This window comes from Cupriavidus mimosae (assembly GCF_023952485.1).
GTDB classification, from domain to species: domain Bacteria; phylum Pseudomonadota; class Gammaproteobacteria; order Burkholderiales; family Burkholderiaceae; genus Cupriavidus; species Cupriavidus taiwanensis_C.
Genome location: NZ_JALHRY010000015.1, coordinates 73,273 through 100,189 on the forward strand (window position 1 = coordinate 73,273; position 26,917 = coordinate 100,189).

Genomic DNA, 26,917 nt, shown 5'->3' on the forward strand with positions numbered 1-26,917 from the left:
GCGCCGGGCGTCCCGGTTGTGTCCCCTCGCGCGCTACACCTCGCGCGTCATCCCCTTCAAATCGATCCACTCGGCAAACTGCGCCTCGGTGACATGCCCCGAGGCGATCGCGGCCTCGCGCAGCGACAGGTTGCGCTTGACCGCGAGCTTGGCGATTTCCGCGGCGCGGTCGTAGCCGATATGCGGATTGAGCGCGGTCACCGGCATCAGCGAGCGCTCCAGCAGTTCGGCGATGCGTGCGCGGTCGGCCTCGACCCCCTCGACCATATGCTCGGCGAAGCTCGACGCCGCGCCTGCCAGCAGGCTCACCGATTGCAGCAGGCTGTAGATGATCACCGGCTTGTAGGCGTTCAGCTCGAGCGTGCCCAGTCCGTTCGCCAGCGTCACCGTGGTGTGGTTGCCGATCACGCGGCAGCACACCATCGCCAGCGCCTCGGCCTGGGTCGGGTTGACCTTGCCCGGCATGATCGACGAGCCCGGCTCGTTGGCCGGCAGCACCAGCTCGGCAAAGCCGGCGCGCGGGCCCGAGCCCAGCAGCATGAAATCGCGCGCGATCTTCAGGAATGACGAGGCGGTGGTGTTGAGCGCGCCCGACAGGTCGGCCAGCGCGTCGTGCGCGGCCTGCAGCGCATAGCGGTTAGGCGCGGGCTCGAACGGCAGGCCGGTGTAGTCGGCCAGCGCGCGCGCAAAGGCGGCGGCAAAGCCGTGCGGCGCGTTCAGGCCGGTGCCGACCGCGGTGCCGCCCTGCGCCACCGGCATCGCCCGCAGCATGGCCTGCTGCAGGCGCGACTGGGCATCGGCCACCTGCGCCATGTAGCCGGAGAATTCCTGCCCCAGCGTCAGCGGCACCGCGTCCTGCAGGTGGGTGCGGCCCACCTTGACGATATCGGCAAAGGCTTCGACCTTGCGCGCGAAAGTCTGCTGCAACTGTTCCAGTGCGGGCAGCAGTTCCTGCTGGATCGCGCGCGTGGCGGCGATGTGCATCGCGGTGGGGAAGCTGTCGTTGGACGACTGGCTGGCGTTGACGTGGTCGTTGGGGTGCACCGGGGTCTTGCTGCCGACCTCGCCGCCCAGCAACTGGATGGCGCGGTTGGCGATGACCTCGTTCAGGTTCATGTTGGTCTGCGTGCCCGAGCCGGTCTGCCAGACCGACAGCGGGAACTCGTCAGGCCAGCGGCCTTCGATGACCTCGGCGGCGGCCTGCTCGATGGCATGCGCCAGTTCGGGCCGCAGCACGCCCAGTTCGCCGTTGGCGCGCGCCGCGCACAGCTTCAGGATGGCAAAGGCCTCGATCAGCGCGGGCGGCATTTTCTCGGTGCCGATGCGGAAGTTCTGGCGCGAGCGTTCGGTCTGCGCCCCCCACAAGTGGTCGGCGGGCACGGGCACGTCGCCCAGGCTGTCTTTTTCGATGCGGGTGGCGGCGGTGGACGGGTCTGGCATGGGCTGGCTCCTTGGCAAGGCGGCGGACGGCTGGGCCGGAGGGCATGGTGCGGTCCATTAGAATACCGCTTCGCCAAGGCGGGTGCCCGCGCCCCGCTGTCTTGCCGGCTATCGCGACAACTTCCGCCGCATGCTCATCGCCCAGCTCAAATCCTTCTTCATGGTGGCCCGCATCGGCAGCGTCACGCAGGCGGCCAAGCGCCTGGGCCTGTCGCAGCCCACCATCACCGCGCAGATCCGCGCGCTGGAAGAGGCCTACGGGGTCGAGCTGTTCCATCGCGGCGGGCGCCGGCTGGCGCTGTCCGACGCCGGTCTGGCACTGCTGCCCCGGGTCGAGGCGCTGGTGCAGCAGGAAACCGAGATCGATTTCTTCCTGCGCCATTCTGGCGACCTGCGCACCGGCAGCCTGCGCGTGGGCGCCACCGCGCCTTACTACGTGCTGGAACTGATCCGCCGCTTCAGCGAGCGGTTCCCGGCCATCGACGTGAGCGTGGTCACCGGCAACTCGCGGGAGGTGCTGGAGGCGCTGCAGGAATACCGCGTCGACCTCGCCACCTCGTCGCAGCGCGTCGACGATGCGCGCCTGTCGCGCATGCTGCTGGGGGTGGACCCACTGATGCTGGTGGTGCACCGCACCCATGCGCTGGCCGGGCATACCGAAGTGCCGGTGAGCGCGCTGGCGGGCTGTCGGCTGCTGATGCGCGAGCTGGGGTCGACCACGCGCATCGCCACCGAGGACATGCTGGCGCAGGCGCGCGTCAGCCCGGCGGCGCAGATGGAAATCGGCAGCCGGGAATCGATCCGCGAAGCGGTGATCCGCAACCTCGGGGTTTCGGTGATCGCCCGGCATGAGGTGCCGAGCCATCCTGACCTGCGCGTGCTGGGCTTCACCGATGCCGCGCCGTGCCTGCACGAATACCTGTATTGCCTGCGCGAGCGGCGCGGCGCGCGGCTGATCGATGCCTTCGCCGCGCTGGCGGATTCGCCGCCGGGGCAGGCGCCCGGCGGCGACTGAGCCAGGCGGCGCCCGAGCGCGCCCGCGCTACGCGGTCATTTTCAGGCACTGCTCCATGCAGGCGGCGCAGGCGCGCGCGCATTCCTGGCAGTGCTCGGCATCATGGCGCTCGCATTCCTCCTTGCACCACTTGCAGACCTCGGCGCAGTCCTCGCACACCAGCGGCGCGAACTCGCTGTTGCGCAGCATGTAGGACGCGGCCAGCTGGGCGATGCCGGCGCAATCCATGTCCAGCGCAATGCAGCGCGCCATCTTGCGCACGTCCTGTTCTTCCAGGCAGGCGGCCGCGCACTTGAGGGCGGCCGCCGCCGCGGCATTGCAGGCGGCAATGCAGTCGGCGTAGCGGGCGGCGTTTTCCTGCACGGTGGGTCGGATCATGGAACGTCCTCCTTCGGGGTAGGTGGATGGAACCGGCATGCCCGCGGTGCGGCAGGCGGCGCATCCGCGCCCGCACGGGGCATCGTTATCCACAATAGCAGGCGCTGCCGCTTCCTGTCGGCCCGGTATTTGCAGCGCCGCGCTGGTTACAATGCCGGGTAGGCGCGGACGGCAGGCGCCGGCCCGCAGGCATCGCGGCCGTCACCTGGCCACGGTCCGGGGCACCACCGGCCCGCATTGCGCATCTAACAGGCACGGCACCGGCCAGAGCGGCCGGCCGCTGCAAACACACACACCGGCAGCACGGGAAGGAAGGAACATCATGGGCGAGGCAAAACGGCGGGGAACTCCCGAGGAGCGTGCGGCACAGGCACGCGCAAAGATCGAGGCCTTGCGCCCCGCCCAACTGGTGTGCGGGCACTGCAAGACCGCGTTTGCGCAGTTCGACGCGCTCGACGTGCCGGGCCTGCCCGGCATCGACGCGGTGTTCGGCGGCGAATGCCCCAGCTGCGGCAACGACGTGGTGGTGTTCAAGGGCGCGCCCGAGGCCGTCGCCCAGGCCATGATCGCCTGGGAAAAGATGCTTGGCGCCGACGCCCAGCTCGGCTACCAGTCCAGCGACGGCCGCCACGTGCCGTTCGAGCCCGAGGGCGCGGCCGGCGCGGTGCCGGACAAGCCCGCCGGCACGCTTCACTGAGCCGCGGACGGGCCCGCGTGCTGCGGGCTGGGTTCATCCGCCAGCTCGGGCGGGCCGATCTCGTAGCGGCCGCGGCCCGCGCCCTTGGCGCGGTATAGCAGCACGTCCGCGAGCCGCATCAGCTCGTGGTCCTGCGCCGGGCCGCCGCGGTACAGCGCCAAGCCGATGCTGACGTCGACGTCGGCGCGCACGCCCTCGAAGCTGAACGGGACATCCATCGCCTGCAGGATCGCCTGCGCCACGCGGCGTGCCGCCGCGGGCCGGGGCAGTTCTTCCAGCACCACGGCGAACTCGTCGCCGCCCAGGCGGGCCACGGTATCGGTGTCGCGCACGCAGTGGCGCACGCGCCGGGCAAAGTCTTGCAACAGCAGGTCGCCGGCGGCGTGCCCGTGGATATCGTTGACCGCCTTGAAGCGGTCCATGTCCAGATACAGCAGCGCCATCAGCGTGCCCTGCTCGCGGCTGCGCGCCATGGCCGCGTGCAGCTGGCCTTCGAAGGCGCTGCGGTTGAGCAGCTGCGTCAGGTGGTCGGTGCGCGACATGCGCGCCAGGCGCTGGGTTTCGAGCTTGCGCTGGGTGATGTCCTGCACGTGGACATGCACGCCCACCACTTCGCGGCCGTCGGGGCTCCATTCCGGACGCAGGCTGGTTTCCATGCAGTGGTAGTCGGGACTCTCGTCCTCGGTTTCGAAGGTCACCGCGCTGCCGGCCAGCGCGCGCTCCAGGAACGGCCGCACGCGCGCGAAGCGGGCTTCGCCGAGTACCTCCCGCATGGCCTTGCCGCGCAGTTCTTCGGGCTTCAGGCCGAACACGCGCTCATAGGCCAGGTTGTTGAACACATAGCGCGCTTCGGTATCGACAAAGGCCAGCAGCGACGGCAACGTGTCGGTCACCGCGCGCAGCCGCCGCTCGCTGCGGTCCAGCGCCTGGCGGCGCTCGCGCACGTCGCGCATCAGCTTGATGAAGGCGCGCGTCAGGTCGCCGATCTCGTCGCGCTGCTGGCGCGTGGGCAGCCGCTCGAATGCGGACAGGTCGTTGGCGCTCGCCAGCACCACCCGGTGCAGGCGCGACAGCGGCATCAGCTGGCGCCGCACCGCTAGCCAGATCAGCAGCGCCACCCCTGCCATCGCCACCCCCGCCATGCCGAGAAAGCGCTGCTGCATCTGTCGCAGCGGCGCGTAGGCTTCGCGCGCCGGCAGCAATGCCACCAGTTCCCAGCCGGTGCTCGACATCAGGTAGCGCGCGATCACCGGCCGCGCCGGCGTCAGGAATTCCAGCGGCGCGGGGCTGTCGTCCTCGCCGCAGGTATCGGCCACGGGCCGGGCCGGCTGGCGTGCCTGGGAGGGATCGGGATGGCGCACGTAGACCGGCTCGCGCCCGGCCGAGACCAGGCAGTAGTAGCCGGTGGTGCCGAGCCGGTTGTGCAGGATGTCGACCAGGAAGTTGGCGCTGGACAGGTCCAGCCATCCGCCCACCAGACCCAGGAAGCCGCGCTGCGGCGACAGCACCGGCACCGCCACCAGCACGCCCATCTGGCCGCTGGTGCGCGAGCGGATCGGCGGCGACACCACCGGGGCCAGGGTGCGCGCGGCCTCGCGGAAGTAGGCGCGGTCGCTGACTGCGGCGCCGTCGCCCTGGTCGCTGAGGACATTGCCGTGCTGGTCGGCGACCAGCAGCGCGTTGAACGCCGCCGGCACCGGGATCGCGGCGGACAGCGCCTGCAGCGTGCGCTGCCGCGCCGCGGCAGCCTGCGCGCCGTGCGCCTGCGCGAGCAGGCCGCCGAGCTGGTCGGCCTGGTGCGCCAGCAACTGGATACGGTCGTTCATGGCCGTGTCGAGCTGGTTGGCGGTCAGCTTGACCACGGAATCCTGCTGGCCTTCGAGCGCATCGTGCAGATCGCTGTGCGCGTCATACAGGGCGATCAGTACGATGCCGGTGCCGAATACCGCGGCCAGCACGGTGGTGATGATCGCTATGCGCGCTTTCAGCGTGGGCGTGTAAACGGGCATGTCGGGTGCAGTGGGGGCGCAAGGCCAGCGAGGAACGGCGCAGGCTTGTCGCAAACTGCAGGTCGAGTCTCGGGTGCAACCCTACCATACCCCTGCCTTGGTGGGGTATCGGGCATTTCACCCGCACCGCTTGCCATGCCGCGGCGGGGCTGTGCGCGCTGCCTGCGCCACGGTATAGTCCCCCGCTAAGGCGAAGGCCGGCCGCGTGGCGGCATGCCTGCGCAGGGGCGGTGCCCCTGCCGCATGCCGGAACCCACCGACCATGAGACTGACTTCGCTTTCTCCCGCCCTGTTGTCATTGCTGGTCGCGGCCGGCGGCGCGCTGCTGACGGCGGGGGCATGGCTGCAGGCCGACCGGCTCGAGCGCCGCGCCGCGCAGCAGCACTTCGATGCGCTGCTGGCGCAGGCCGGCAGCGCGCTGCGCGAGCGCATGCTGGAGAACGAACGGCTGCTGCGCGGCGTGGCCGCGGTGATGACGGCCAATCCCGGCAGCTCGCGCGCGCAATGGCGCAACTACCTCTATACCGCGCAGCGCGACGACCTGCCGGCCGGCACCCAGGCCATCGGCTATGCGCCGCTCGCCACGCCACGGCAGGTGCCGCAACTGGTGCAGGCCGCCCGCGCCGACGGCCTTGCCGATTACAGCGTCCATCCCGCCGGCGCGCGGGAGCTGTACGCGCCCATCCTCTACATCGATCCGCTGGACGGGCGCAGCATGCGCATCGCCGGTTTCGACATGCTGTCCGAGCCCACCCGCCGGGCCGCGCTCGAAGCCGCGCGCGACAGCGGCGAGCCGCGCCTGAGCGCCGGCCTGGATCCGATCGGCGAAGTCGAAGCCACCGGGGCCGCGGCGCGCCAGCGCGGCGCGCTGGTGTTCCTGCCGGTCTATGGCGGCGGTGCTCCGGTCGGCACGGTGGCGCAGCGGCGCGAAGCCGTGCTCGGCTACGTCTACCTGTCGCTGCGTTTGGGCGACCTGATGCGCGCGGTCGGGGCCTCGGCGTCGAACGAACTCGAGCTGTCGCTGCACGAAGGCGGCCCCGCCGCTGCCGGCGCGCTGCTGTCGGGCGGTCCCACCGAAGGCGAGCTGCGCGAGGACGGCAGTGCCCCGCAGCTGCGGGGCGAGCGCCAGTTCCACTACGGTGGCCGCAGCTGGACGCTGCGCGCCGCTACCCGTCCGGCTTTCGAAGCCGCGCATGGCCCGCGGCCCGCCTTGCTGGTCCCGGCCGCGGGTGCGCTGGCGACGCTGCTGCTGGCCTGGCTGACCCATGCGCTGGCGCGCCAGGGCCGCGCCGCGCGCCAGCGCGAGGCGCGGGCCGTGCACGCCTGGGAAGACGACAGCGCCATGCTGCAGGCCTGCCTGGCGCAGTCCGCCGACGGCTTTGTCGTGACCGATGCGCAGGGCGTGGTGGTGCGCGCCAGCGAGCGCGCCGGGCAATTGCTGGGCACCGATGCCAGGCGCCTGGCCGGACGCAGCCTGGACGCGCTGATTCCCGGCGCCGCCGGGGTGGTGCCCGCCGACGCCGCCGCGGGTTCCGCGACCCACCGCGAACTGGCCGGCGTGCGTGCCGACGGCGACAGCTTCGCGCTGCGCGTCAGCGTCGCGCGCCTGCCCGCTGGCGACGGCGTCGCGCCGCACCGGCTGTGGGCGGTCACCGACCTCGCGCCCGCGCGGCGCGCACAGGATGCCGCCGCGGTGCAGGCGGCGCGCTATGCCGGCCTGCTCGACCATGCCGCCTTCTGCGTCATCACCTTCGACGAGCACGGCCTGATCACCGGCATCAACGCGGCCGGCCAGCGCATGCTGTGGTACAGCAGCGCCGAGCTGGTCGGCCACATGCCCATGACCGGCCTGCATGTCGCCGCCGAACTGGCCGACCACGCGCGCGCGCTCAGCGCCGAGCTGGGCGCGCCGGTGCCGCCGGGCCTGCCCGCGCTGCTGGCCAAGCCGCGGCTGGGGCTGACCGATGAACGCGAATGGACCTGGGTGCGCAAGGGCGGCTCGCGCATGCCGGTGCGGCTGGCGGTGTCGGCGCTGCCGATGACTGCAAGCGCCGCGCCGACCGGCTACCAGGCGCTCGGCCATGACCTGACCGAGCGCCTGCGCGTGGACGAGTACATCCGGCACCTGGCGCTGCACGATCCGCTGACCGGCCTGCCCAACCGCGCCGAACTGAGCGAGCGCGCGCAGGCCTTGCTGCTGCACGCGCGCACCCGCGGCGAGCGCGTCGCGCTGCTGCTGCTCGACCTGGACCACTTCAAGCGCATCAACGATTCGCTCGGCCACCCGGTGGGCGACGACGTGCTGCGCACCATGGCCGACCGCATCAAGGGCACGGTGCGCCAGGGCGACCTGGTGGCGCGCATGGGCGGCGACGAGTTCGGCGTGGTGCTGGCCGGCCTGCGCCACGACAGCGAAGCCGAGCTGATCGCCGCCAAGATCCAGGCGCGCGTCAATGAAGAACTGGTGGCCGGCGGCCAGCGCCTGCGCGTGACGCCGTCGATCGGCATGGCGGTCTTCCCCGACGACGGCGACACGCTGACCGAGCTGCTCAAGTCCGCCGACTCGGCGGTCTACGCCGCCAAGCAGGGCGGGCGCGCGCGCCTGTGCCGCTTTGCCAGCGCGATGGCCGAGGCCTCGCTGACGCGCTTCACCATCGAAGGCCTGCTGCGGCGCGCGCTGGCCGGCAACGAATTCCGGCTGCGCTACCAGCCGATCGTCGATACCGCCACGCTGACCATTCCCGCGGTCGAGGCGCTGATCACCTGGGAGACCGCCGAGCGCGGCGCAATGCAGCCGGCCGAGTTCATCCCCATTGCCGAACAGAGCGGCCTGGTGGTGCCGCTGGGCGAATGGGCCCTGGCCACCGCCTGCCGCGAGATCCAGGCCTTGCGCGAGGAACTGGGCCGCGAGCTAGAAGTGGCGGTCAATATCTCGCCGCTGCAGCTGCGCCAGGCCGACTTTCCCGACACCGTGGCGCGCTGCCTGCAGCAGGCCGGCCTGCCGCCGCAGGGGCTGGTGATCGAAGTCACCGAGGGCATCCTGGTCGATGGCGGCGAGACCACCATCGAAACCTTCCGCCGCCTGCGCGAACTGGGCGTGGGGCTGTCGATCGACGACTTCGGCACCGGCTACTCGGGGCTCAATTACCTGACCCGTCTGCCGATCAGCCGGCTCAAGATCGACAAGTCCTTCGTCGACGGCGTGGACACGCCCGGCCATGACCAGGCCGTGGCCGCGGCCATCATCGCGCTGGGGCACCAGCTGCATCTCAAGGTGATCGCCGAAGGGGTGGAGACCGCGGCGCAGTTTGCCTTCCTGCGCGCGCAGGGATGCGACGGGCTGCAGGGCTTCCTGTTCAGCCAGGGCGTGCCGCAGCAGGCGCTGCGCGAGGTGCTGCGCACGCCGCTGGCAGTGCCGGATACGGCCGAGATCCCCCCGGCGTCCACAACTCAACAGGCCTGAGCGCGCCTGCGCCGCATCCCAAATCCCCCGATACCTCCATCGAAAACCTTTGCCGATCTGCCATATGGCTGGCATCTGCGCTGCCTATGCTGGCGGCCAATTCGATCGAGATGCAGGGAGATTCGGTGATGCAGGCAGGCAAGCCAACGCAGGGCAGGGCATTCCTGGCCGTGGAGCAGGTCAGCAAGCGCTTTGGCGGCTCCGGCGGCTTCCTCGCACTGGACGGCGTGTCGCTGTCGGTCGGGCAGGGCGAGCTGCTGTGCCTGCTGGGCCCGTCCGGCTGCGGCAAGACCACGCTGCTGCGCATCATCGCCGGCCTGGAGCGAGAGGACGCCGGCCGCATCCACGCCGGCGCGCGCGAGCTGACCTGCCTGCCGCCGCAGGCGCGCGACTACGGCATCCTGTTCCAGTCCTACGCGCTGTTTCCCAACCTGACCGTGGCGCAGAACGTTGCCTACGGCCTGCACGGGCGCGGCATGGGACGCACGCACCGCAACGCGCGCGTGGCCGAGATGCTCGACCTGGTCGGCCTGGCGGGCAGCGAGCGCAAGTTCCCGGGGCAGCTCTCTGGCGGCCAGCAGCAGCGCGTGGCGATGGCCCGCGCGCTGGCGCCGGCGCCTTCGCTGCTGCTGCTGGATGAGCCGATGTCGGCGCTCGACGCGCGCGTGCGCGAGCACCTGCGCGCCGAGCTGCGCCAGCTGCAGCGCCGCCTGAACATCACCACCGTGATGGTCACCCACGACCAGGAAGAGGCCATGACCATGGCCGACCGCATCGCCGTGATGGATGGCGGGCGCATCGTGCAGGCGGGCACGCCCGCCGAGATCTACGAGCAGCCGGCGTCAGCCTTCGTCGCCGGCTTTGTCGGGCAGGCCAACTGGCTGCCCGGGCACAGCGGGCCGGCCGGGCGCTTCACCATCGGCGAGGGCGGCCAGGCGGTCGAGTTGCTGGTCGACGCGCCGCTGCCGGTGGCCGGCGCCGGCCGGCTGTGCTGCCGTCCGGAAGCGGTGCGGCTGGACCCGGACCCCGCCGAGCCCAACCGTCTGCTGGCGCGCGTGGTCGACCAGACCTACCTGGGCAACCGCTACCGGCTGGCGCTGGAGGCCGACCGCCTGCCTGGCCTGCCCCTGATTGCCGACGTTGCGCGCGAGGCGCGGCACAGGCTGCCGCAGGCGGGTGGCCACAAGTTCTGGATCGCCCTGCCGGCGCCAGCGCTGCGGGTGTTCGCATGATGCGCGCCGCCACCGCCGCGTTGCCGGCGCAGGCACCGGCGTCGCATCGGCGCGGCACCGGCCTGGGCGCGCGGCTGGCGCACGGCGCCCCGGCCGCGATGAAGTGGCTCTGGCTGGCCGGGCTCGCCGTCGGCCTGCTGCTGCCGCTGCTGGCGCTGTTCCGCCAGGCCTGGTTCGATGGCGCGGGCCAGTGGGTGCTGGGCGCGCGCATGGCGGCGCTGGTATCCGGCCCCAACTTCCTGCCGATGCTCGGGCGCAGCGTGGCCGTGTCGCTGACGGTGGTGGCGCTGGTGGTGCCGCTGGCGTTCGGCTTTGCCTACGCGCTGCAGCGTTCCTGCATCGCGCTGCGGCCGCTGTGGCGCGGCATTGCGCTGCTGCCGCTGTTCGCTCCGTCGCTGCTGCCGGCGATCGCGCTGGTCTATCTGTTCGGCAACCAGGGCATCTTCCGCGAGGTGTTCGGCCCGGGCGGCATCTACGGCTTCTGGGGCATCGTGCTGGGCGAGGCCTTCTACACCTTCCCGCATGCGCTGATGGTGCTGGTGGCGACGCTGTCGCTGGCCGATGCGCGCCTCTATGAAGCGGCGCGCGCCATGGGCGCCGGGCCGTGGCGCAGCTTCCGCACCGTGACGCTGCCGGGCGCGCGCCAGGGCCTGTTCGCCGCGGCGTGCCTGGTGCTGACGCTGGTGATCACGGACTTCGGCGTGCCCAAGGTGGTGGGAGGCGGCTACCCGGTGCTGGCGCTCGAGGCGTACAAGGCCGTGGTAGGGCAGCAGCAGTTCGACCGCGGCGCGCTGATCGGCATGCTGCTGCTGGCGCCCGCGCTGCTGACCTTCGCCGTGGACATGGCGCTGCAGCGGCGCCAGCGCATGCAGCTTGGCAGCCGCGCGCAGGTGTACGTGCCGGCGCCGGAGCGCGGCCGCGACGGCGCGTGCCTGCTGCTGGTGCTGGTCGTCAGCGCCGCGCTGCTGGCGGTGGTCGCCACCGCGGTGTGGGCGTCGCTGGTCAAGCTGTGGCCGTACAACCTGAGCCTGACGCTGGCGCACTACGACTTCGACAACATGGATGGTGGCGGCTGGCTGGCCTACCGCAACAGCCTGAAGCTGTCGGTACTGACCGCGCTGGCAGGCACCGTGGCGATCTTCCTCGGCACCTGGCTGACCTTGCGCACGCGCGGGCCGGCCTGGCTGCATGGCGTGTTGCGCGCGGGCTTTCTGCTGCCGATGGCGGTGCCGGGCCTGGTGCTGGGGCTGGGTTATGTGTTCTTCTTCAACGCGCCCGGCAATCCGCTGCATGCGCTGTACGGCACCATGGCGCTGCTGGTGGTGTGCAATGTCGCGCATTGCTACACCACCGGCCACCTCACCGCTGCCGCCGCGCTGCGCCAGCTCGACCAGGAGTTCGAGGCCGCCGCGCTGTCGCTGGGCGTGGCGCCGCTGCTGACGTGCTGGCGCGTGACCGTGCCGGTGTGCCTGCCGGCGCTGCTCGACATCTTCCGCTACCTGTTCGTGTCGTCGATGACCACGGTCTCGGCGGTGATCTTCCTGTACAGCCCCGACACCGTGCTGGCCGCGATCTCGGTCCTGAACATGGACGATGCCGGCGATACCGCGCCTGCCGCGGCGATGTCGACGCTGATCCTGCTCACCGCCGTGCTGGCCGCGCTGTTGCTGCACGCGCTCGCGGGCGGCTGGCTGCGTCGCGCGCAGCGCTGGCGCGCCGGCTGAGCCGCACCCGTTTTGTCATCCCGCTGACTTGCGCAACACACTGACCGATTCCAAAGGAGGAAACCATGTCCCGCATCACCCGCCTTTCCGCGGCCATTGCAACCGTGGCCGCCGCCACGCTGCCGCTGCTGGCCGGCCACGCCGCCGCGGCCACGGTGCTGTCCGTCTACACCGCGCTCGAAGCCGACCAGATCGCCGCCTACAAGGCCGCGTTCGAGAAGGTGCATCCCGAGATCGAGATCAAGTGGGTGCGCGACTCCACCGGCATCGTCACCGCCAAGCTGCTGGCCGAAAAGGCCGCGCCGCGCGCCGACGCGGTGTGGGGACTGGCCGGCTCCAGCCTGGCGATCCTCGACAAGGAAGGCATGCTCGACCCGTACGCGCCGAAGAACCTGGCCGCGATCGATGCCAGGTACCGCAGCCCGGCCAACCCGCCGGCATGGGTGGGCATGGATGTGTGGGGCGCGGCGATCTGCTTCAACACGGTCGAGGCGCAGAAGCAGGGCCTGCCCAGGCCCACCTCGTGGGCCGACCTGACCAAGCCGGTCTATGCCGGCAAGGTGGTGATGCCGCATCCGGCCTCGTCGGGCACGGGCTTCCTCGACGTCAGCGCATGGCTGCAGATGATGGGCGAGCAGAAGGGCTGGCAGTACATGGACGCCCTGCACAAGAACATCGGCCTGTACACGCACTCGGGTTCCAAGCCGTGCAAGATGGCCGCGCAGGGCGAGTTCCCGATCGGCATTGCGTTCGAGTACCGCGCCATGAAGTCGAAGAAGGAAGGCGCGCCGATCGATATCGTGCTGCCCAGCGAAGGCCTGGGCTGGGACATCGAGGCGACCGCCATCGTCAAGGGCACGAAGCATCTGGATGCCGCGCGCAAGCTGGCCGACTTCTCGGCGTCGCGCGAGGCCATGGCGCTGTATGAAAAGAACTTCGCGGTGCTGGCCGTGCCCGGCATCGCCAGGCCCGACGCGCTGCTGCCGGCGGATTACGAGAAGCGCCTGATCAGAAACGACTTCCGCTGGGCCAGCGATAACCGCGACCGCATCCTGGCCGAATGGAACAAGCGCTACGAAGGGAAGGCGGAGAAGAAGTAAGACGGCTGGTCCGGGCGCCGCTCCGACGCCAAAGCAGCCCGCAGAAACGGGTACGCTGTCGGCGCCGCGGCCGCCGGCAGGCCGGGCTCAGGCCCGGCGTTGAGCGTCGTCGGTCGCGGGCAGGCCGGCGTGCAGGCGGCGGTAGAGTTCGTCGATGCGCTGGCGGCTGGCTTGCAGTTCTTCGCGGCCGCGTTCGGTCAGCAGGTAGACCCGGCCGATGCCGTCGCGCAGCACGCTTTCCAGGTAGCCTTCCATTTGCAACGCCCGCAGCAGCGGACGCACCGAGCCGATATCGACCTGGAAGCCATATTCCAGCAGCATGTCGGCCAGCATGGCCACCGTGGCGGGGACTTCCAGCGCAAATTGCAGGACGTAGACGCGGGCCAGCAAGCCCAGGAACTGTCGTTTCATGTGGATTGGCAACGCGACTGGCGCCGCGCCGGTTGACGCAGGATGCGGGCAGGGTGATGCCTGCGGCGCGGCAGGACGGGGCGGCCAGCGGGGATGTCGCGTGCCGGCGCGCCGGGCAGCGCGCATTTTACCGGATCAAAAAAAGAAGCCGCCAGGGGGCCTGGCGGCTTGTCGGGAATGCGTCGGAGGGGTCAATTAACTCTGGCGCAGACCAGATTTTAATTTAATCTAATGCAGATTGTCACGCGCCAGCGACGCGCCCCCTCCTGCGAGGGGAGCGGATGAAAGCTCCCGGTAAGAAAGTGACGTATTTACGTGACATTGTGGCGTAAAAGTCTCTCAATTTCCGCGTAAATCTGCGAACGTGCCGCCATCCCATGGCCCGGCAGGCGCCCCGCGCGGCGCCTGCCGGGCCACAGGTCCGAATCCGGCTTGCGGGCGGTCCCGCACCGGCGTTCAATGCGACATCGCTGATCCTGCCGGCGGGGCGCGCCCCGCCCGACCGATGAAACCCCTCGACCTGCTTCGCTTGCTGGCCCTGGCCGCCCTCTGGGGCGGCAGCTTCCTCTTCATCCGCATTGGCGCGCCGGTGCTGGGGCCGCTGCCGACGGCCTTCGTGCGCGTGCTGATCGGCGCGCTGACGCTGGCGGCGTGCCTGCCGCTACTCGGCCTGCGCTGGGACATGCAGGGCAAATGGCCGGCAGTGCTGGCGCTGGGCGTGGTCAACTCGGGCATTCCGTTCGCCATGTACGCCGTGGCGGCGCTGTGGCTGCCGGCCGGTTACTCGGCGGTGTTCAACGCCATGACCCCGCTCATGGGCGTGGTGATCGGCGCCATCGCCTTCTCCGAACCGCTGACGCGCGCGAAAGCGATGGGGGTGGTGCTCGGGGTGGCGGGGGTTGCGCTGCTGACGCGCACCGGGCCGGTCGCCTTTTCCTCAGAGTTGCTGCTGGGCGCGCTGGCCTGCCTGTTCGCCACCGCCTGCTACGGGCTTTCGGGCTTTCTCGCGCGGCGCTGGATCACGCAGCGGGGCGGGCTCGACAGCCGGCTGGTCGCCGCCGGCAGCCTGGTCGGCGCTGGCGCCTTCCTGCTGCCTTTCTGCGCCGCGGCGCTGTGGCGCCACAACACGCTGCCGGACGCCGGCGCTGGCGTCTGGGCGGCCATGCTCGGCTTGGGCACGCTGTGCACGGCACTGGCCTACATCCTGTATTACCGGCTGATCGCCGACCTGGGCCCGGTGCGCTCGCTGACCGTCACCTTCCTGATCCCGCCGTTCGGCATGGTCTGGGGCGCGCTGTTCCTGGGCGAGGCGCTGTCGTGGGCGCATGCCGCCGGCGGCGCGCTGATCGGCATGGCGGTGTGGCTGGTATTGCGGCCGGGGGCTGCCCGGCAAACGGGCAGCAGCCATACCGCCGCAGCTGGCGTTGAACGTTGACGCGGGCCAGATAAGAAAAACGCGGATTGCCGCAGCGCTCGGCATCACGGCAGCACAGCTCGATGTCTGACCGCGGCGGCCGGTTCAGGCCGGTGCCGCGGTGCCCACGTTGTACTGCGCGCGCACCATCGTCACCACGCGGCGTGCCTGGCGCCAGTGGCGCACGGCGTCGGCTTCGCTGCGTTCGGGGAAATCGACCTCGGCGCTCCAGTTGCAGCCGGTGTGGTCGGGGCGGTGCACGCACACCGCGCGCAGCTGGCAGTCGTGGCAGCCGGGCTCCTGGCGCAGGCACAGGTTGATCAGGTGCTTCAGTTCGGACAGGGGTTTGGTCAGGCGCTCCATGGATGGCTCCGTCAGGCGCTCGGCATGCGGCGGGCTCAGGCGCCGGCCGGCAGTTCCGGCATGCGCTCCGCGTCGGCGGCGCCCGCGCGGCATTGCGGGCACACGCCATACAGCACCAGCATATGCTCGCGCAGCTCAAAGGCGTTGTCGGCGGCGACCTGGCGCTGGCGCTGCTCGATGCGCTCGTCGCGGAACTCCTCCACGCGGCCGCACGCCACGCAGATCAGGTGGTCGTGGTGACCGCCTTCGTTCAGTTCAAATACGGCGTGATCCGACTCGAAGCTGTGGCGCAGCAGGATATCGGCCTGCACCAGCTGGTTGAGCACGCGGTAGACCGTCGACAGCCCGGCATCCTCATCCTGGGTCAGCAGGATGCGGTAGACATCTTCGGCGCTCAGGTGGCGCCTGGCGCTGGTGCGGAACACTTCGAGGATGCGCATCCGCGGCGACGTCGCCTTCAGGCCGGCGCGCTTGAGATGGATCGGGTTGGTGCTCTCGGATGACATGGCGGATGGCATAGGCATGCTGCGGCTGGCGCCCCGCAGTCAGGGCGGCGCCCGGCCTGGCGCCGCACGGGCACGGCGTCAGTGGCTTGGCGGAATTTCAGGCGGGAAGCGCCAGGGCCGGCCGGGCGCTGGCGGCCCTCGTCCCTGGCGGCGCGACGTGCCTGCACGGCGCGCGGAATAAAAAGGTGGCCTGGCTTGCCGCCGGAAGACGCGATCGGGAAAGCGGGGTCTGGTTGCTTTCCCGATCTTCCGGAGACTGGCTACTACCAAACGCTCCGCGTGACGGAGCGGTCCCCACAAAAGTCGGTATCGAAGGCCGCGGGGGCGGCATCCGGAAATCTGTCCTGCCTGCCAGGCTGAGGTGCCGTCGCGTGCCGCGAGGTGCAGTCTGGCCGGTCTGCCCGCGCCATCCGGTGCTTGTTTCGGTACACCGTGCGGCAGGCAGTGATCGAATAGTAAATGGGAATCGATCTCATTACAAGGAAAATTTTCGGCAGGCGCGATTTCCCTTCTTGTGACACCCGCTCAGGCGATCGCCGTCTCCAGCGCCACCCCGTCGCGCCCGGGGTCCGCGCCGCCATCGAGCTCGCCGTTTGCCAGTCGGATCGCGTGCACCCAGGCAATGGTGTAGTTGTACGGATTGCGAATCACCTCATAGCCTTGCGCTTCCAGTTCCGCGGTGAGATAGCGCGGAATCCGGTTGCATACGTCGATGGCATTGCTGGTCGACGAGAAGCGTGGCGCCGACACGGCGGGCTGCATTGCCATGCCGAAGTCGACCACGTTCAGGATGGCCTGCAGCACGCCCATGGCGATCTGGGTGCCGCCCGGTGCGCCAAGCACGATCTCCGGCTTGCCGTCGCGGAACACAATCGAAGGGCACGACGAGGTGAAGCGCCGCTTGCCCGGCGCGATGCTGCCCGCGCGGCCCGGGCGCGGATCGAACACGCCCATGCAGCCGTTGTGCAGAAAGCCGAGGCCCGGCGTCATGACCCCCGACGGCATCGCCAGCGAATGCGTCAGCGCAATGCAGTTGCCCTCGCCATCGACCACCGACAGATGCGTGGTATCGCGCGGCACCACATGGCCGGGATTGACGCGGGCAATGTCGATCCTGTCGCCGGCAACGATGCCCGCGGCAAGCTCGCGGGCATAGGCCTTGTCGAGCAGGCGCGCCAGCGGCACCTCGACAAAGGCCGGATCGCCGACGTGCAGATCCTTGTCGCGCGTGGCTGCCTTCATCGCCTCGCAGACAATGCGCAGGTATTCCGCGGTGTTGTGGCCGATCCGGGCCAGGTCGAAGCGCTCGAGGATGTTCAGCATCTCGATCAGCATCACGCCGCCGCCCGGCGGCTGGTTGGTGGTAATGGTGCGGTCGCGATAGGTGCCGGCCAGCGGCGCCGTGCGCTCGACCCGGTAGCCCGCCAGGTCCGCGCGCGACAGCAGCCCGCCGTTGGCCTCCATGTCGGCGACGATGCGCCCGGCGATATCGTGCAGATAGAACGCGTCCGCGCCGTCGCGCGCGATCTGCTCGAGCGTGTCGCCGAAATCCGGATTGCGCAGCGGCGTGCCGATGGTCCTGGGCGAGCCGTCTTCACGGCAATAGAGGCGCCGGCCATCGGCGCTGTACGCCAGGCGTTCGCGGTTGCTGGCGCGGCCCAGCGTGCCCTCGTCGATCCAGAACGCATACATCCCCGGCCGCACGAAATAGCCCTGGCGCGCCCAGCGGATCGCCGGCGCGATGACTTCCCGCCAGGGCAGCCTGCCATAGCCGCGGTGAATCGCCTCCAGGCCGCGCAGCGTGCCCGGCGTGGCGACCGACTGGTAGCCGATGTCGTTGAGCCGGTCCTTGACGAAGAAGCCGAAGCCGTCGCGGGCCTCGCCTTCCAGCTTGTCGGCCCACATGTCCGGCGTGGCGCGCGCCGGCGCGGTGGCGTGGAAGTCGATGTACTCGTGCGCCTGGTGCGACGGCATATACACCGCGGCAGTGCCGAACCCGGCGATGCCGCACATCAGCGGATCGACCACGGTCTGGGCAAACGCGCAGGCGACCGCGGCGTCCGCCGCATTGCCGCCGGCCCGCAGGATTTCGATGCCTGCTTCCGCCGCTTCGGGCTGCGGGCAGACGACCATGCCTTTTTTCATTGTTACCTCTGGATCTGGTGTCGGGTGGGCTTCAATTGGCGCGCAGGTTCAGGTCGCCGATGGCGTCCTTCCACTTCACCGTGTCGCGCGCGGTCAGCTCGGCCAGCTTGCCGACCGGGCCTGGCATCGGCGTGACCTGCATCGCGCGGAGCTTGTCCACCACCGTGGGATCCGAGAGGAATTTCTGCGTGGCCGCATGCATGCGCCGGATCGGTTCCGCGGGAGTGCCGGCCTTGGCGGCGATGCCCGACCAGCCGATGTCCTCGAAGCCCTTCAGCCCGATTTCCGGCGCTGCCGGCACCTCGGGCAGGTCCGGCACGCGTTTGGCGGCGAACACCACCAGCGGCACCAGCTTGCCGGCGCGAATCTGCGGCAAGGCGGTGCTGAGCACCGGCGCCATCACCTGCGTTTCACCCGAGACCGTGGCGATCACACCGTCGGGCTCACCCTTGTAGGGGACGTGGGTCATGCGCAGGCCGCGCTGCTTGAGCAGCATCTCGACCACGAGGTGGGTCGAATTGCCAAGTCCCGACGAGGCGAAATTGATCGCACCGGGCTTGGCGCGCGCCGCTTCGCTGAGGTTGTCCAGCGTGCGCAGCCCGCTCTGCGGATTGGCCACCAGCACGAACGGCACGTTGGTCAGCGTCGCGACCGGTGTGAAATCCTTCTCGGGCGAATAGGCCAGCGGCGCGTAGGCGAACTTGTTCAGCACCATCTGCGACACGCCCGCCAGGAACAGCGTGCAGCCGTCCGCCGGTTGCGCCAGCACCGACTTGGCGGCAATGACGCCGCCGGCGCCGGGCTTGTTCTCCACCACCACCGTGGTGCCGAGTTCCTTGCCCGCATGCTCGGCCCACATGCGCGCGATGGTGTCGGTGCTGCCGCCGGCTTGCTGGGACACCACCAGGCGGATGGGCCGGTTCGAGCCCGCCTCGCCGCAGCTCCAGGCGGGCAGAGCCAGGCCCAGGGCGATTGCCGCCACGGCCAGGTGCGAAACAACTGAGAGTTTCTTCATAGGTATAAAGCCTGAGAACAATGTGAGGAAGCTGAGAAGGCCCGGGAACTCCTGCGCATTATTGAATTGGCTTACCATGAGCGCCAGTGAATTGTTCCGATAGATATATTAGTAAACACTCATGACTGAACCTGCGGATAGCGTGGCCTGGGCGCGCCGGCTGCGCATGCGGCATCTCGAATCCTTCCTGATCCTGCTGGACGCCGGGACGCTGTCCGCGGCGGCGCAGCGGCTGCACATGACGCAATCGGCGATGTCGCACTGGCTGGGCGAGATGGAAGCGCTCGCCGGCGCGCGGCTGCTGGTGCGCGGGCGGCGGCTGCAGCTCACGCCCGCCGGCGACGCGGTGCGCAAGCTGGCGGTCCGCGTGCTGGGCGAGGTGTCGCGCGCACATGAAGAACTGGGCTCGATTGCCAAGGGCGCGGTGGCGCGGCTGCATGTGGGCAGCGTTTTTGCCGGCGTGGCGCACCTGGTGCCGCGCGCCATCGTCAGCTTCCAGCAGGCGCAGCCCAACGTGCAGATCGCGGTCACGGAAGGCGTCTTCAATACCTTGCTGGAGCGCCTCGAGCGGCGCGACTACGACGTCATCGTCGGCTCCATCGACGCGCGCGCCTATGGCCCCCACCTGGCGCACGAGGTGCTGTTCGAGGATGGCATCGGCGTGGTGGTGGCACGGCATCATCCGCTGGCAGGCCGCCAGCGCATCGCCTGGCGCGACCTGTTCGATTTTCCGTGGGCGATGCCGCCGCGCGAAACGCTGATGCGGACCCGGCTCGACACGGTGCTGCTGGAACGCGGCGCTGCCGGGCTGCAGCCGCGCGTGGAAACCGGTTCCGTGCTGACGCTGGAGTCGGTGCTGCGCGGCACCGATTACATCGGGGTCTGTTCCGGCGCGATGGCGCGTCACCTCGAAGCGCTGGGTCTGCTGTGCGTACTGCCGGTGGCCGACGCCGAATCGTTCGGGCCGGTGGGCGCGGTATGGCGCCAGGGCGGGGCGGGCGAGGTCGTGCACGCGTTTGTGCGCGCGCTGCGCGAGGAGGCAGGGCGCCTCGGCCTGGGTGCCGATGAGGGCGCGGCAGCCACTTAGCGGCGGCGACGGTCGCGCGCCAAGCCACCACTTTGTACCGCTTTGTATCCTGCCGGCGGCTCGACACGGCGGCTGACAAAGGCGGCCCGCATCGGCTACATGGCCGATACACCGGTCACCTTAAATACGTTCCGTGGCCGCGGCGTCGGATACCCCGAAAGCGAAAGCCGGCCCGCTCAACCCTCAACGTGAACTTAAGGAAACCGATCATGACTACCCAAATCGCCCGCCGCTTTGTCCTCGCCCTCGCCCTCGCCGCCGCCGCTGCCGGCGCCCAGGCCGCCAGCTTCTCGGCCGCCGGCGCCCGCGACCCGTTCACCGACGGTGCCCGCAGCGCGGTGGACGCCCGCGACCCGTACAGCGAAGGCGCGCGCTCGGTGCAGGAGCCGCGCAGCCCGTACAGCGACGGCGCCCGCAGCGTCGATCCGTTCAGTGACGGTGCGCGCAACGTCGATCCCTACACCGACGGTGCCCGCTCCGTGGCCGGGCTCGATCGCAGCGGCGTGTCGGCGGACCCGGCGCGCAGCGTCGATCCGTACCTCGACGGCGCCTACGCCTGAGCCGTGCCGGCCGGCGCGCCGGCCAGCTTTATCACCACCAACACCACCCAACAGGAACCAGACATGACCCGTATCGAGAAAGTGCTGTACACCGGCAAGGTCCACATCACCGCGGGCGGCCGCGACGGCGAGGCGCGCAGCGATGACGGCCGCCTCAACCTGCAGCTGTCACGACCCGGATCGCCCGGCGCCGGCACCAACCCGGAGCAATTGCTGGCAGCAGGCTGGTCGGCATGCTTTATCGGCGCGATCGGGCTGGCCGCCGGCAAGCGGCAGGTCAAGCTGCCGTCGGACCTGTCGGTCGATGCCGAGGTTGACCTGGGCATGGCCGGCGACGCCTACCTGCTGCAGGCCCGGCTCAATGTCAGCATTCCCGGCATCGAGCGCGAGCTGGCGCAGGCACTGGTCGATACCGCGCACCAGACCTGCCCTTACTCCAAGGCGCTGCGCGGCAACATCCACGTCGAGACCCGGCTGGTCTGAAGCAAGGGGCTGCCTCATCGCGAGGCAGCCCCCATCCTGCATGTCATGACCGCGGCAGCCCTGGGCTGCCGCGGTCGCATGCCGCGTGGTCAATGGCCGGCGCTCTGCCCGCCGTCGACGTGCAGGATCTCGCCGGTCACGAATGGCGCCGAATCCAGGTACAGCACGGCGTCGACGATATCGCGCATCTCGCCCATATGGCCCATCGGGTGCAGCGCGCCCAGGGCCGCGTGGGTCTCGGGCGCATGCATCGGCGACTTGATGATGCCGGGCGAGACGGCGTTGGCGCGGATGCCGGTGCGGGCGTATTCAATCGCCAGCGAGCGGGTGGCAGCATTGAGGCCGCCCTTGGTCAGCGACGCCAGCACCGATGGCACCCCGCTGAGCGCATGGTCGACCAGGCTGGTGGTGATGCTGACCACGTGGCCGCTGCGCTGTTTCTCCATCTCGGCGATGGCCAGTTGCGTGATATGGAAAAAGCCCGCCAGGTTGATGCCGGTGACCGCTGCGTAGTCCGCGCCGGTATAGCTGGTGAACGGCCTGGCGACGAAGATGCCGGCGTTGTTGACGAGCGTATCGATCCGGCCGAACCTGGCCACGCCCTCGGCGATGACGCGGCGTGCGGTGGCCGGGTCGGCGAGGTCTCCGGCGACGGCCAGGAGGTCCTGGTCGTCGGACGGGCGGATGCTGCGCGCCGTGGCGACGACGCGATGGCCGCGTTCGCGGAAGGCCTTGACCAGTTCCGCGCCGATGCCTTGCGATGCGCCTGTGATGACGACGACTTTCTGTGCTGCACTCATGTTTTCACCTCGATGTAGGTTGGTCCGGCTAGCGTGCCGATCGGGCCCGCGGCGCCGATGGGTTCCAATCTAGAGGCTCGGGTCGGGCTTTCGAAGGCACCGGCCGCACAAACAGTTATGCGCGGCGCGTACTAATGCACGGGCGCGTCAGTCGACTTCGGCGGGGCGTGAACCTATGATGGCGACTGCCCCGGATACCGAACCAGGTCCGTCACCAGCAGGGGGAAGCAATGAAACGCCAATTCGATGACCTCCAGCTGGGCAGCATCGAACTGTTTTGCCTGGCCGCGGAACTGGGCAGCTTTACCGCGGCCGCGGTCGCCGCCGGCGTGACGCCGCCCGCGGTCAGCCGTACCGTGCAGCGGCTGGAAGAGCGGCTGGGCGTGCGGCTGTTCGTGCGCACCACGCGGCAGATCCGCCTGACCGACGAAGGCCGCCTGTACTTCGAGCAGAGCCGCGCCGCGCTGGCGCAGCTGGTCGATGCCGAACGGCAGATCGGCGGCCAGCACGCGACCCCGGCGGGGCGGCTGCGCATCAGCCTGCCGACGCCGTATGCCCACTATCGCGTGTTGCCGGTGCTGCCGGCATTCCGGGCCCGGTACCCGGAGGTCCAGATCGATGTGCACATCAGCAACCGCAATGTGGATTTCGCCGATGACACCTATGACCTGTGCGTGCGCGGACGCGCGCCGGATGATTCGAACCTGATCGCGCGCAAGCTCGAAGACGCCGAGCTGGTGGTGGTGGCGGCGCCCGCATACCTGCGGCAGGCCGGCACGCCGCAAACGCCGGAAGATCTGCTGCGGCATGAATGCATCCAGTTCGAGCGTCCCAGCAGCGGACGCAGGATTCCCTGGACCCTCCGGGTCGACGGCACGGAAACCGATATCGTCACGACCGGCTCGTACACGGCGTCGGAGGATATTCTTGGCGGCGCCACGCTGGTGCGCGCCGGCGCCGGCCTGTTCCAGACCTATCGCTTCGTGGTGGAACAGGACCTGCGCGACGGCACGCTGGTGGAAGTGCTGCGCGAATACGGCGGCAGCGCGCGCCCGTTCGTGCTGCTATACCCGTCCGCGCGCCATGTCACGCGCCGGGTCCGGGTCTTCGTTGACTTCCTGCTCGAAAAATTCTCGGCGTAGCAGTTCGGCTCATGCCGGCCGGAGCTGGGCGATGACCACCAGGATCACGGCTGCGTTGCCCGGCTGCTGGAAGTGCGAAGAGATCGTGCGCGCGTGGCCGGCCTTGTCGCCCAGCACGTCGCGGAACAGGTCCGACGCCGCGTCGAGCACCGCCGGTTGTGCGAACCAGCCGGGTGCGCTGGCAATGTGGCCGTCGACCCGCACGAGGTGATCGAGCCGCGCAAAGCCGCCCAGATGCGCGTCGATCTGCGCCAGCACATTGAGCGCGGCCAGTTCGGCGGCACGCCTGCCTTCGTCGACGCTCAGGTCCTTGCCGACCTGGCCCTGCCAGATCACCTTGCCGTCCTGCAGCGGCAACTGCCCGGAAATAAACAGCAGGTCCCCGGCCTGGCTGACCGCGGTATAACTGCCCAGAGGTTGAGGCGGTTGCGGCAGCGCCAGGCCGCGCGCTGCGAGTCGTTGCTGGACCGACATGGTGGCTCCCAATCCAAAGGTGTCATGGCTCACATGGCAGACTCTATGGGCTCGCCGGCACGCGATAAAGTCATCGGCGGGAACAGGACTTGATACATGACGTAACCAGTCCCGGCCCGCAGCCCCCATAAGCCTGCCCGCGACCTCAGTCCGGCATCGGTTCGCGGCCGAACGCGTCCAGTTCCCGGACCAGGCTCTGCGCCGCCAGCCGGACCAGCGCAGCGCCTTTCTCGGCCGTTGCCAGTCCGGGGTCCGAGCCGATGCGGCCGTCCGGATAGCGCGCGCGGAAGTCCAGCGCCTCGCGTATCGGGCCGGTGGGCGCGATCCGTGGTGCATAGTCGGCATGCTTGCGCGCATCCGGAAAGGCCCACTGGGTGATCGCGATTTCGGAAGGCGTGGCGTGCGAGCCATGGCCGGTCGGGAACTGGTCGCGCGCCAGTTCGCCCACGCCAGGCAAGTCCCACCAGTTGCACAGCTTCAGCGCAAAGCCGGCGCGGCGCCGGGCGAAGCTGGCTTCGGCGTAGAGTTCGGAGAAGGCCGCATCGATCGAGGCAACGTTGCCGCCATGGCCATTCAGGAACAACAGCTTCTCGAAGCCATGCCCTGCCAGCGAGCGTACCCAGTCCCCGATCGCGGCGATGAAGGTCGACGGACGCAGCGAAATCGTCCCGGCGAATGCCAGGTGATGCTGCGCCATGCCGATATTGAAGGTCGGCGCCACCAGGATATCGTCCTGCTGCTCCGCCTCGCCTGCAATGATTTGCGGGCACAACCAGTCGGTGCCGAGCAGCCCGGTCGGGCCATGTTGTTCGTTCGAGCCGATGGGGATCACGATGGTACGGCTGCGGGCCAGGTATTGCTCGATCTCCGCCCAGGTTGAAAGATGAAGTTGCACGGGAAGCTCCTTGGTGAGTGATGGTCGGGATCACGGCGTCGCGATGCCGCATCAGCGGCGCGCGGGCAGCTTGTTGCACAGGATGATGATGGCGGCCAGCAGCGGCAGCGCGGCCATCATCAGCATGCCGAGATGGAGGTTGCCGGTGGCGGTCTTGGTCCAGCCGATGGTGGCCGGTCCCCAGAAGCCGCCCGACAGGCCGATGGTGTTGATCAGCGCAATGCCGCCCGCCGCCGCCGGGCCCTGGATGTATTCGGCCGGCATGGCCCAGAACACGGTGTACGCCATCCACAGTCCCATGGTGGCGAGCGTCAGCAGCACCAGCGTCGCCACCAGGTTGCCATCCGCCAGCACCGAGGCCGCCAGCAGCATGGCTGCCGCCAGTGCCGGCAGCGCGCAGTGCAGGCGCCGCTCGCCCGAGCGGTCGGACTTGCGGCCCATGTAGTACATGCCGAACGCTGCCGCCACGTATGGAATGGCCGCGTACCAGCCGAGCCGCACGGTATCGTCCACGCCCTGCGCCTTGATCATGGTCGGCAGCCAGAAGCTGATGGCGTAGATCGCCGCGATGATGCAGAAGTAGGCCAGCGCCAGCACATAGACGCGCGGGTCGCGGGCCACGGCGCCGAAGCCATGCTTGTGCGCGGCGACCGGCCCCAGTTCGGCTTCCAGCAGGCGCCGTTCGGCGTCGCTGAGCCAGCTCGCCTGCGCCGGGCGGTCCGGCACCAGCGACAGCGCCAGCATGCCGAGCAGCACGCAAGGCAGGCCCTCGACCAGGAACATCCATTGCCAGCCCGCCAGGCCGCCATGGCCCGCCAGCGCGGTCATCAGCCATGCCGACGCCGGTCCGCCGACGATGCCGCCGATCGGTCCCGCCAGGAACACGATGGCGATGGCGCGCGCCATGCGTTGCGGGCCGTACCAGCACGACAGGTAATAGATCATGCCGGGCGCGAAGCCGGCCTCGAACACGCCGAGCAGGAAGCGCAACGCGTAGAACGTCGGCACGTCCCGCACGAACACCATGCAGGCCGAGGTAAGCCCCCACAGCACCAGGATCCGGCTGAAGGTCTTGCGGGCCCCGACCCGCGGCAGCATCAGGTTGCTCGGCAGTTCGAACAGCACATAGCCCACGAAGAAGATGCCGGCGCCCACGCCGTAGGCCGCGTCGGAAAAGCCCATGTCGCTTTGCATCTGCAGCTTGGCAAAGCCGACATTGACCCGGTCCAGATAGGCGAACAGGTAGCACACCAGCAGGAAGGGCAACAGGCGCCAGTTGATCCGGCTGTAAAGGCTGGAAGCGCCGTCCATGGCGCCCGCGGTAGGGATGGCTAGCATGCTCGTTGTCTCCGGTGTGGTTGCGGCCCGGTGGGCTCGGTGGGGCCTGGTCGTGTCCCTCGTGGACTGAATCGTGGCAGCCGCGGGCGGGCTGGCAAACAGCAACTCGGGCCACACTTCGTTCTGTTCCGGGCAACGCACCGGTCCAGGTGGCCCACGCTGCGCATGGCAAGCAAGGCGAGGCGCGTTCGGGTATCGTTACCGCTGCGGAAAAACGGAGGAACAGGCGTTCGACATGCGAGAGATCAATCAGCAGCGGCTGCGATACTTCCGTGAAGTGCTGGCGCACGGCACCATCCGCGGCGCGGCGGACAGCCTGAACACCTCGCCCTCGGTGATCACGCGGCAGATCCGGCTGCTGGAGGAAGAACTGGGCGCGCTGCTGTTCGAGCGCGAGCCACGCGGGCTGCGGCCCACCGCCGCGGCGGCGCACCTGGTGGAATTCTGGCGCGGCTACCGTTCGCACCAGGAGAAGCTGGAAGACCAGCTGCACGCGCTGCAGGGGTTGCAGCAAGGCGAGGTCAGGCTGGTCCTGAGTGAGGGCTACGTCGACCTGCTCGTCAACGAAGTGCTGGCGCGGTTCTGTGCGCGCTATCCGCGCCTGGATATCCGCATGGACATCCTTGCGGTCGATGGCGTGCTGGAGGAAGTGGCGGAAAGCCGCGCGCATATCGGCCTGGCCTACAATCCGCCGCCGCACCCGCGCATCGAATACCGCGCGAGCGCGTCGCAGCCGGTGGTGCTGCTGGTCAGGCCTGACCACCCGCTGGCGCTGCGCGGCGGCGCGGCCAGTGTCGCCGACCTGCAGGCCTATCCGCTGGCCATGATGCCGGCATCGTTCGGCGTCGGCCATGCCTTGCGCATGGTCGAGTTCGCCGAGAACATTTCGATCCGCGCGACGCTGGTCAGCAACTCGCTGACCGCGCTGAAGCAGTTCGTCGCCTACGACCAGTACATGACGCTGATCGGGGAATTCGCCGCGTATCGCGAGATCGCGGCGGGCACGCTGGCGGTGGTGCCTTTGGACCATCCCTTGTTTTCAGGCACCCAGGCCCGGCTGCTGGTGAAGGCCGGGCGGCCCCTGCCCGCGGCAGCGCTGGAACTGCTCGACCATATCGGCCGGCATATGTCGATGTTCGCGCAACGGCGCTAGCCCGGCCGCGGCTGCGGCGTCTTGCCGGCTGCGTACCGCCGCTCAGGCCAGCGTCTGCGCGACGATGGCCGCG

24 protein-coding genes are annotated in these 26,917 nt (G+C 69.6%); 12 read left to right on the top strand and 12 right to left on the bottom strand.

From position 1 onward, the window contains the following. Positions 1-33 precede the first annotated feature (33 nt). Positions 34-1,440 carry a class II fumarate hydratase gene (gene fumC / locus MKD50_RS24245; RefSeq protein ID WP_115699395.1) on the bottom strand — a complete coding sequence of 469 codons (1,407 nt, stop codon included), beginning with the start codon at positions 1,438-1,440 and terminating at the stop codon, positions 34-36. A gap of 130 nt (positions 1,441-1,570) precedes the next feature. Between fumC and MKD50_RS24250 the strand changes: the two genes are divergently transcribed. Beyond that, a complete protein-coding gene (locus MKD50_RS24250) occupies positions 1,571-2,455 on the top strand; it encodes a LysR family transcriptional regulator (protein WP_240071388.1) in 885 nt (294 codons plus the stop codon). Between the two features lie 27 nt (positions 2,456-2,482). Here MKD50_RS24250 and MKD50_RS24255 read toward each other — a convergent pair whose 3' ends face one another. Next, on the bottom strand, positions 2,483-2,833 hold the full coding sequence (locus MKD50_RS24255) for a four-helix bundle copper-binding protein (protein ID WP_018006016.1): 351 nt from the start codon (positions 2,831-2,833) through the stop codon (positions 2,483-2,485). A gap of 322 nt (positions 2,834-3,155) precedes the next feature. Here MKD50_RS24255 and MKD50_RS24260 point away from each other — a divergent pair, with 322 nt between their 5' ends. Next, positions 3,156-3,530 (top strand): hypothetical protein, encoded by a 375-nt coding sequence (locus MKD50_RS24260; RefSeq protein ID WP_240071389.1) that lies wholly within the window; start codon positions 3,156-3,158, stop codon positions 3,528-3,530. Here the strand turns inward: MKD50_RS24260 and MKD50_RS24265 are convergent. Next, positions 3,524-5,539, bottom strand: coding sequence for a sensor domain-containing diguanylate cyclase (locus tag MKD50_RS24265; protein WP_252669012.1), 2,016 nt, complete (start codon positions 5,537-5,539; stop codon positions 3,524-3,526). The two genes, MKD50_RS24260 and MKD50_RS24265, sit on opposite strands and share 7 nt — an antisense overlap. A gap of 262 nt (positions 5,540-5,801) precedes the next feature. Between MKD50_RS24265 and MKD50_RS24270 the strand changes: the two genes are divergently transcribed. From MKD50_RS24270 to MKD50_RS24285, 4 genes are all read left to right on the top strand, one after another. Then, the gene (locus tag MKD50_RS24270; RefSeq protein WP_252669014.1) at positions 5,802-9,002 is read left to right on the top strand and encodes a bifunctional diguanylate cyclase/phosphodiesterase; all 3,201 of its coding nucleotides are present in this window, start codon (positions 5,802-5,804) and stop codon (positions 9,000-9,002) included. 128 nt (positions 9,003-9,130) lie between these two features. Then, a complete protein-coding gene (locus tag MKD50_RS24275; protein WP_252669065.1) occupies positions 9,131-10,234 on the top strand; it encodes a putative 2-aminoethylphosphonate ABC transporter ATP-binding protein in 1,104 nt (367 codons plus the stop codon). Next, positions 10,231-11,958: a putative 2-aminoethylphosphonate ABC transporter permease subunit gene (locus tag MKD50_RS24280; RefSeq protein WP_252669016.1), complete on the top strand. Its 1,728-nt coding sequence runs from the start codon at positions 10,231-10,233 to the stop codon at positions 11,956-11,958. The genes MKD50_RS24275 and MKD50_RS24280 overlap by 4 nt, the downstream gene beginning before the upstream one ends. A 65-nt stretch (positions 11,959-12,023) precedes the next feature. Continuing rightward, a complete protein-coding gene (locus MKD50_RS24285; RefSeq protein ID WP_252669018.1) occupies positions 12,024-13,058 on the top strand; it encodes a putative 2-aminoethylphosphonate ABC transporter substrate-binding protein in 1,035 nt (344 codons plus the stop codon). An 87-nt stretch (positions 13,059-13,145) separates the two neighbouring features. Here the strand turns inward: MKD50_RS24285 and MKD50_RS24290 are convergent, their stop codons facing one another. After that, positions 13,146-13,469, bottom strand: a complete 324-nt coding sequence (locus tag MKD50_RS24290; protein ID WP_115682144.1) for a PadR family transcriptional regulator — start codon at positions 13,467-13,469, stop codon at positions 13,146-13,148. Positions 13,470-13,974: 505 nt separating this feature from the next. Here MKD50_RS24290 and MKD50_RS24295 point away from each other — a divergent pair. After that, a complete protein-coding gene (locus MKD50_RS24295; RefSeq protein ID WP_240071393.1) occupies positions 13,975-14,904 on the top strand; it encodes a DMT family transporter in 930 nt (309 codons plus the stop codon). Between the two features lie 84 nt (positions 14,905-14,988). Here the strand turns inward: MKD50_RS24295 and MKD50_RS24300 are convergent, their stop codons facing one another. From MKD50_RS24300 to MKD50_RS24315, 4 genes are all read right to left on the bottom strand, one after another. Next, positions 14,989-15,246, bottom strand: coding sequence for a hypothetical protein (locus MKD50_RS24300; RefSeq protein ID WP_240071394.1), 258 nt, complete (start codon positions 15,244-15,246; stop codon positions 14,989-14,991). A 35-nt stretch (positions 15,247-15,281) separates the two neighbouring features. Continuing rightward, positions 15,282-15,770, bottom strand: coding sequence for a ferric iron uptake transcriptional regulator (gene fur / locus MKD50_RS24305; RefSeq protein ID WP_115699403.1), 489 nt, complete (start codon positions 15,768-15,770; stop codon positions 15,282-15,284). Positions 15,771-16,277: 507 nt separating this feature from the next. Beyond that, entirely contained in the window at positions 16,278-17,885 is a 1,608-nt protein-coding gene (gene ggt / locus MKD50_RS24310) for a gamma-glutamyltransferase (protein WP_252669020.1), read from the bottom strand. Positions 17,886-17,928: 43 nt separating this feature from the next. After that, positions 17,929-18,912 carry a Bug family tripartite tricarboxylate transporter substrate binding protein gene (locus tag MKD50_RS24315; RefSeq protein WP_252669022.1) on the bottom strand — a complete coding sequence of 328 codons (984 nt, stop codon included), beginning with the start codon at positions 18,910-18,912 and terminating at the stop codon, positions 17,929-17,931. Between the two features lie 121 nt (positions 18,913-19,033). On the opposite strand from MKD50_RS24315, the gene MKD50_RS24320 reads away from it, so the two are divergent. From MKD50_RS24320 to MKD50_RS24330, 3 genes are all read left to right on the top strand, one after another. Beyond that, positions 19,034-19,999 (top strand): LysR family transcriptional regulator, encoded by a 966-nt coding sequence (locus tag MKD50_RS24320; protein WP_240987428.1) that lies wholly within the window; start codon positions 19,034-19,036, stop codon positions 19,997-19,999. Between the two features lie 209 nt (positions 20,000-20,208). After that, positions 20,209-20,559 carry a hydroxyquinol 1,2-dioxygenase gene (locus MKD50_RS24325; protein WP_115682150.1) on the top strand — a complete coding sequence of 117 codons (351 nt, stop codon included), beginning with the start codon at positions 20,209-20,211 and terminating at the stop codon, positions 20,557-20,559. Positions 20,560-20,622: 63 nt separating this feature from the next. After that, a complete protein-coding gene (locus tag MKD50_RS24330; RefSeq protein WP_115702394.1) occupies positions 20,623-21,042 on the top strand; it encodes an organic hydroperoxide resistance protein in 420 nt (139 codons plus the stop codon). An 89-nt stretch (positions 21,043-21,131) separates the two neighbouring features. Here the strand turns inward: MKD50_RS24330 and MKD50_RS24335 are convergent, their stop codons facing one another. Next, on the bottom strand, positions 21,132-21,842 hold the full coding sequence (locus MKD50_RS24335) for an SDR family NAD(P)-dependent oxidoreductase (RefSeq protein ID WP_115699406.1): 711 nt from the start codon (positions 21,840-21,842) through the stop codon (positions 21,132-21,134). Between the two features lie 230 nt (positions 21,843-22,072). On the opposite strand from MKD50_RS24335, the gene MKD50_RS24340 reads away from it, so the two are divergent. Continuing rightward, entirely contained in the window at positions 22,073-22,984 is a 912-nt protein-coding gene (locus tag MKD50_RS24340; RefSeq protein WP_115699407.1) for a LysR family transcriptional regulator, read from the top strand. A gap of 9 nt (positions 22,985-22,993) precedes the next feature. Here MKD50_RS24340 and MKD50_RS24345 read toward each other — a convergent pair whose 3' ends face one another. From MKD50_RS24345 to MKD50_RS24355, 3 genes are all read right to left on the bottom strand, one after another. Further along, positions 22,994-23,458: a RidA family protein gene (locus MKD50_RS24345; RefSeq protein WP_115699408.1), complete on the bottom strand. Its 465-nt coding sequence runs from the start codon at positions 23,456-23,458 to the stop codon at positions 22,994-22,996. Positions 23,459-23,603: 145 nt separating this feature from the next. Continuing rightward, entirely contained in the window at positions 23,604-24,353 is a 750-nt protein-coding gene (locus MKD50_RS24350) for a creatininase family protein (RefSeq protein ID WP_252669024.1), read from the bottom strand. Positions 24,354-24,404: 51 nt separating this feature from the next. After that, positions 24,405-25,691, bottom strand: coding sequence for an MFS transporter (locus MKD50_RS24355; protein ID WP_252669025.1), 1,287 nt, complete (start codon positions 25,689-25,691; stop codon positions 24,405-24,407). A gap of 235 nt (positions 25,692-25,926) precedes the next feature. Between MKD50_RS24355 and MKD50_RS24360 the strand changes: the two genes are divergently transcribed. After that, positions 25,927-26,844: a LysR family transcriptional regulator gene (locus MKD50_RS24360; RefSeq protein ID WP_115699411.1), complete on the top strand. Its 918-nt coding sequence runs from the start codon at positions 25,927-25,929 to the stop codon at positions 26,842-26,844. The last annotated feature ends 73 nt before the right edge of the window (positions 26,845-26,917 follow it).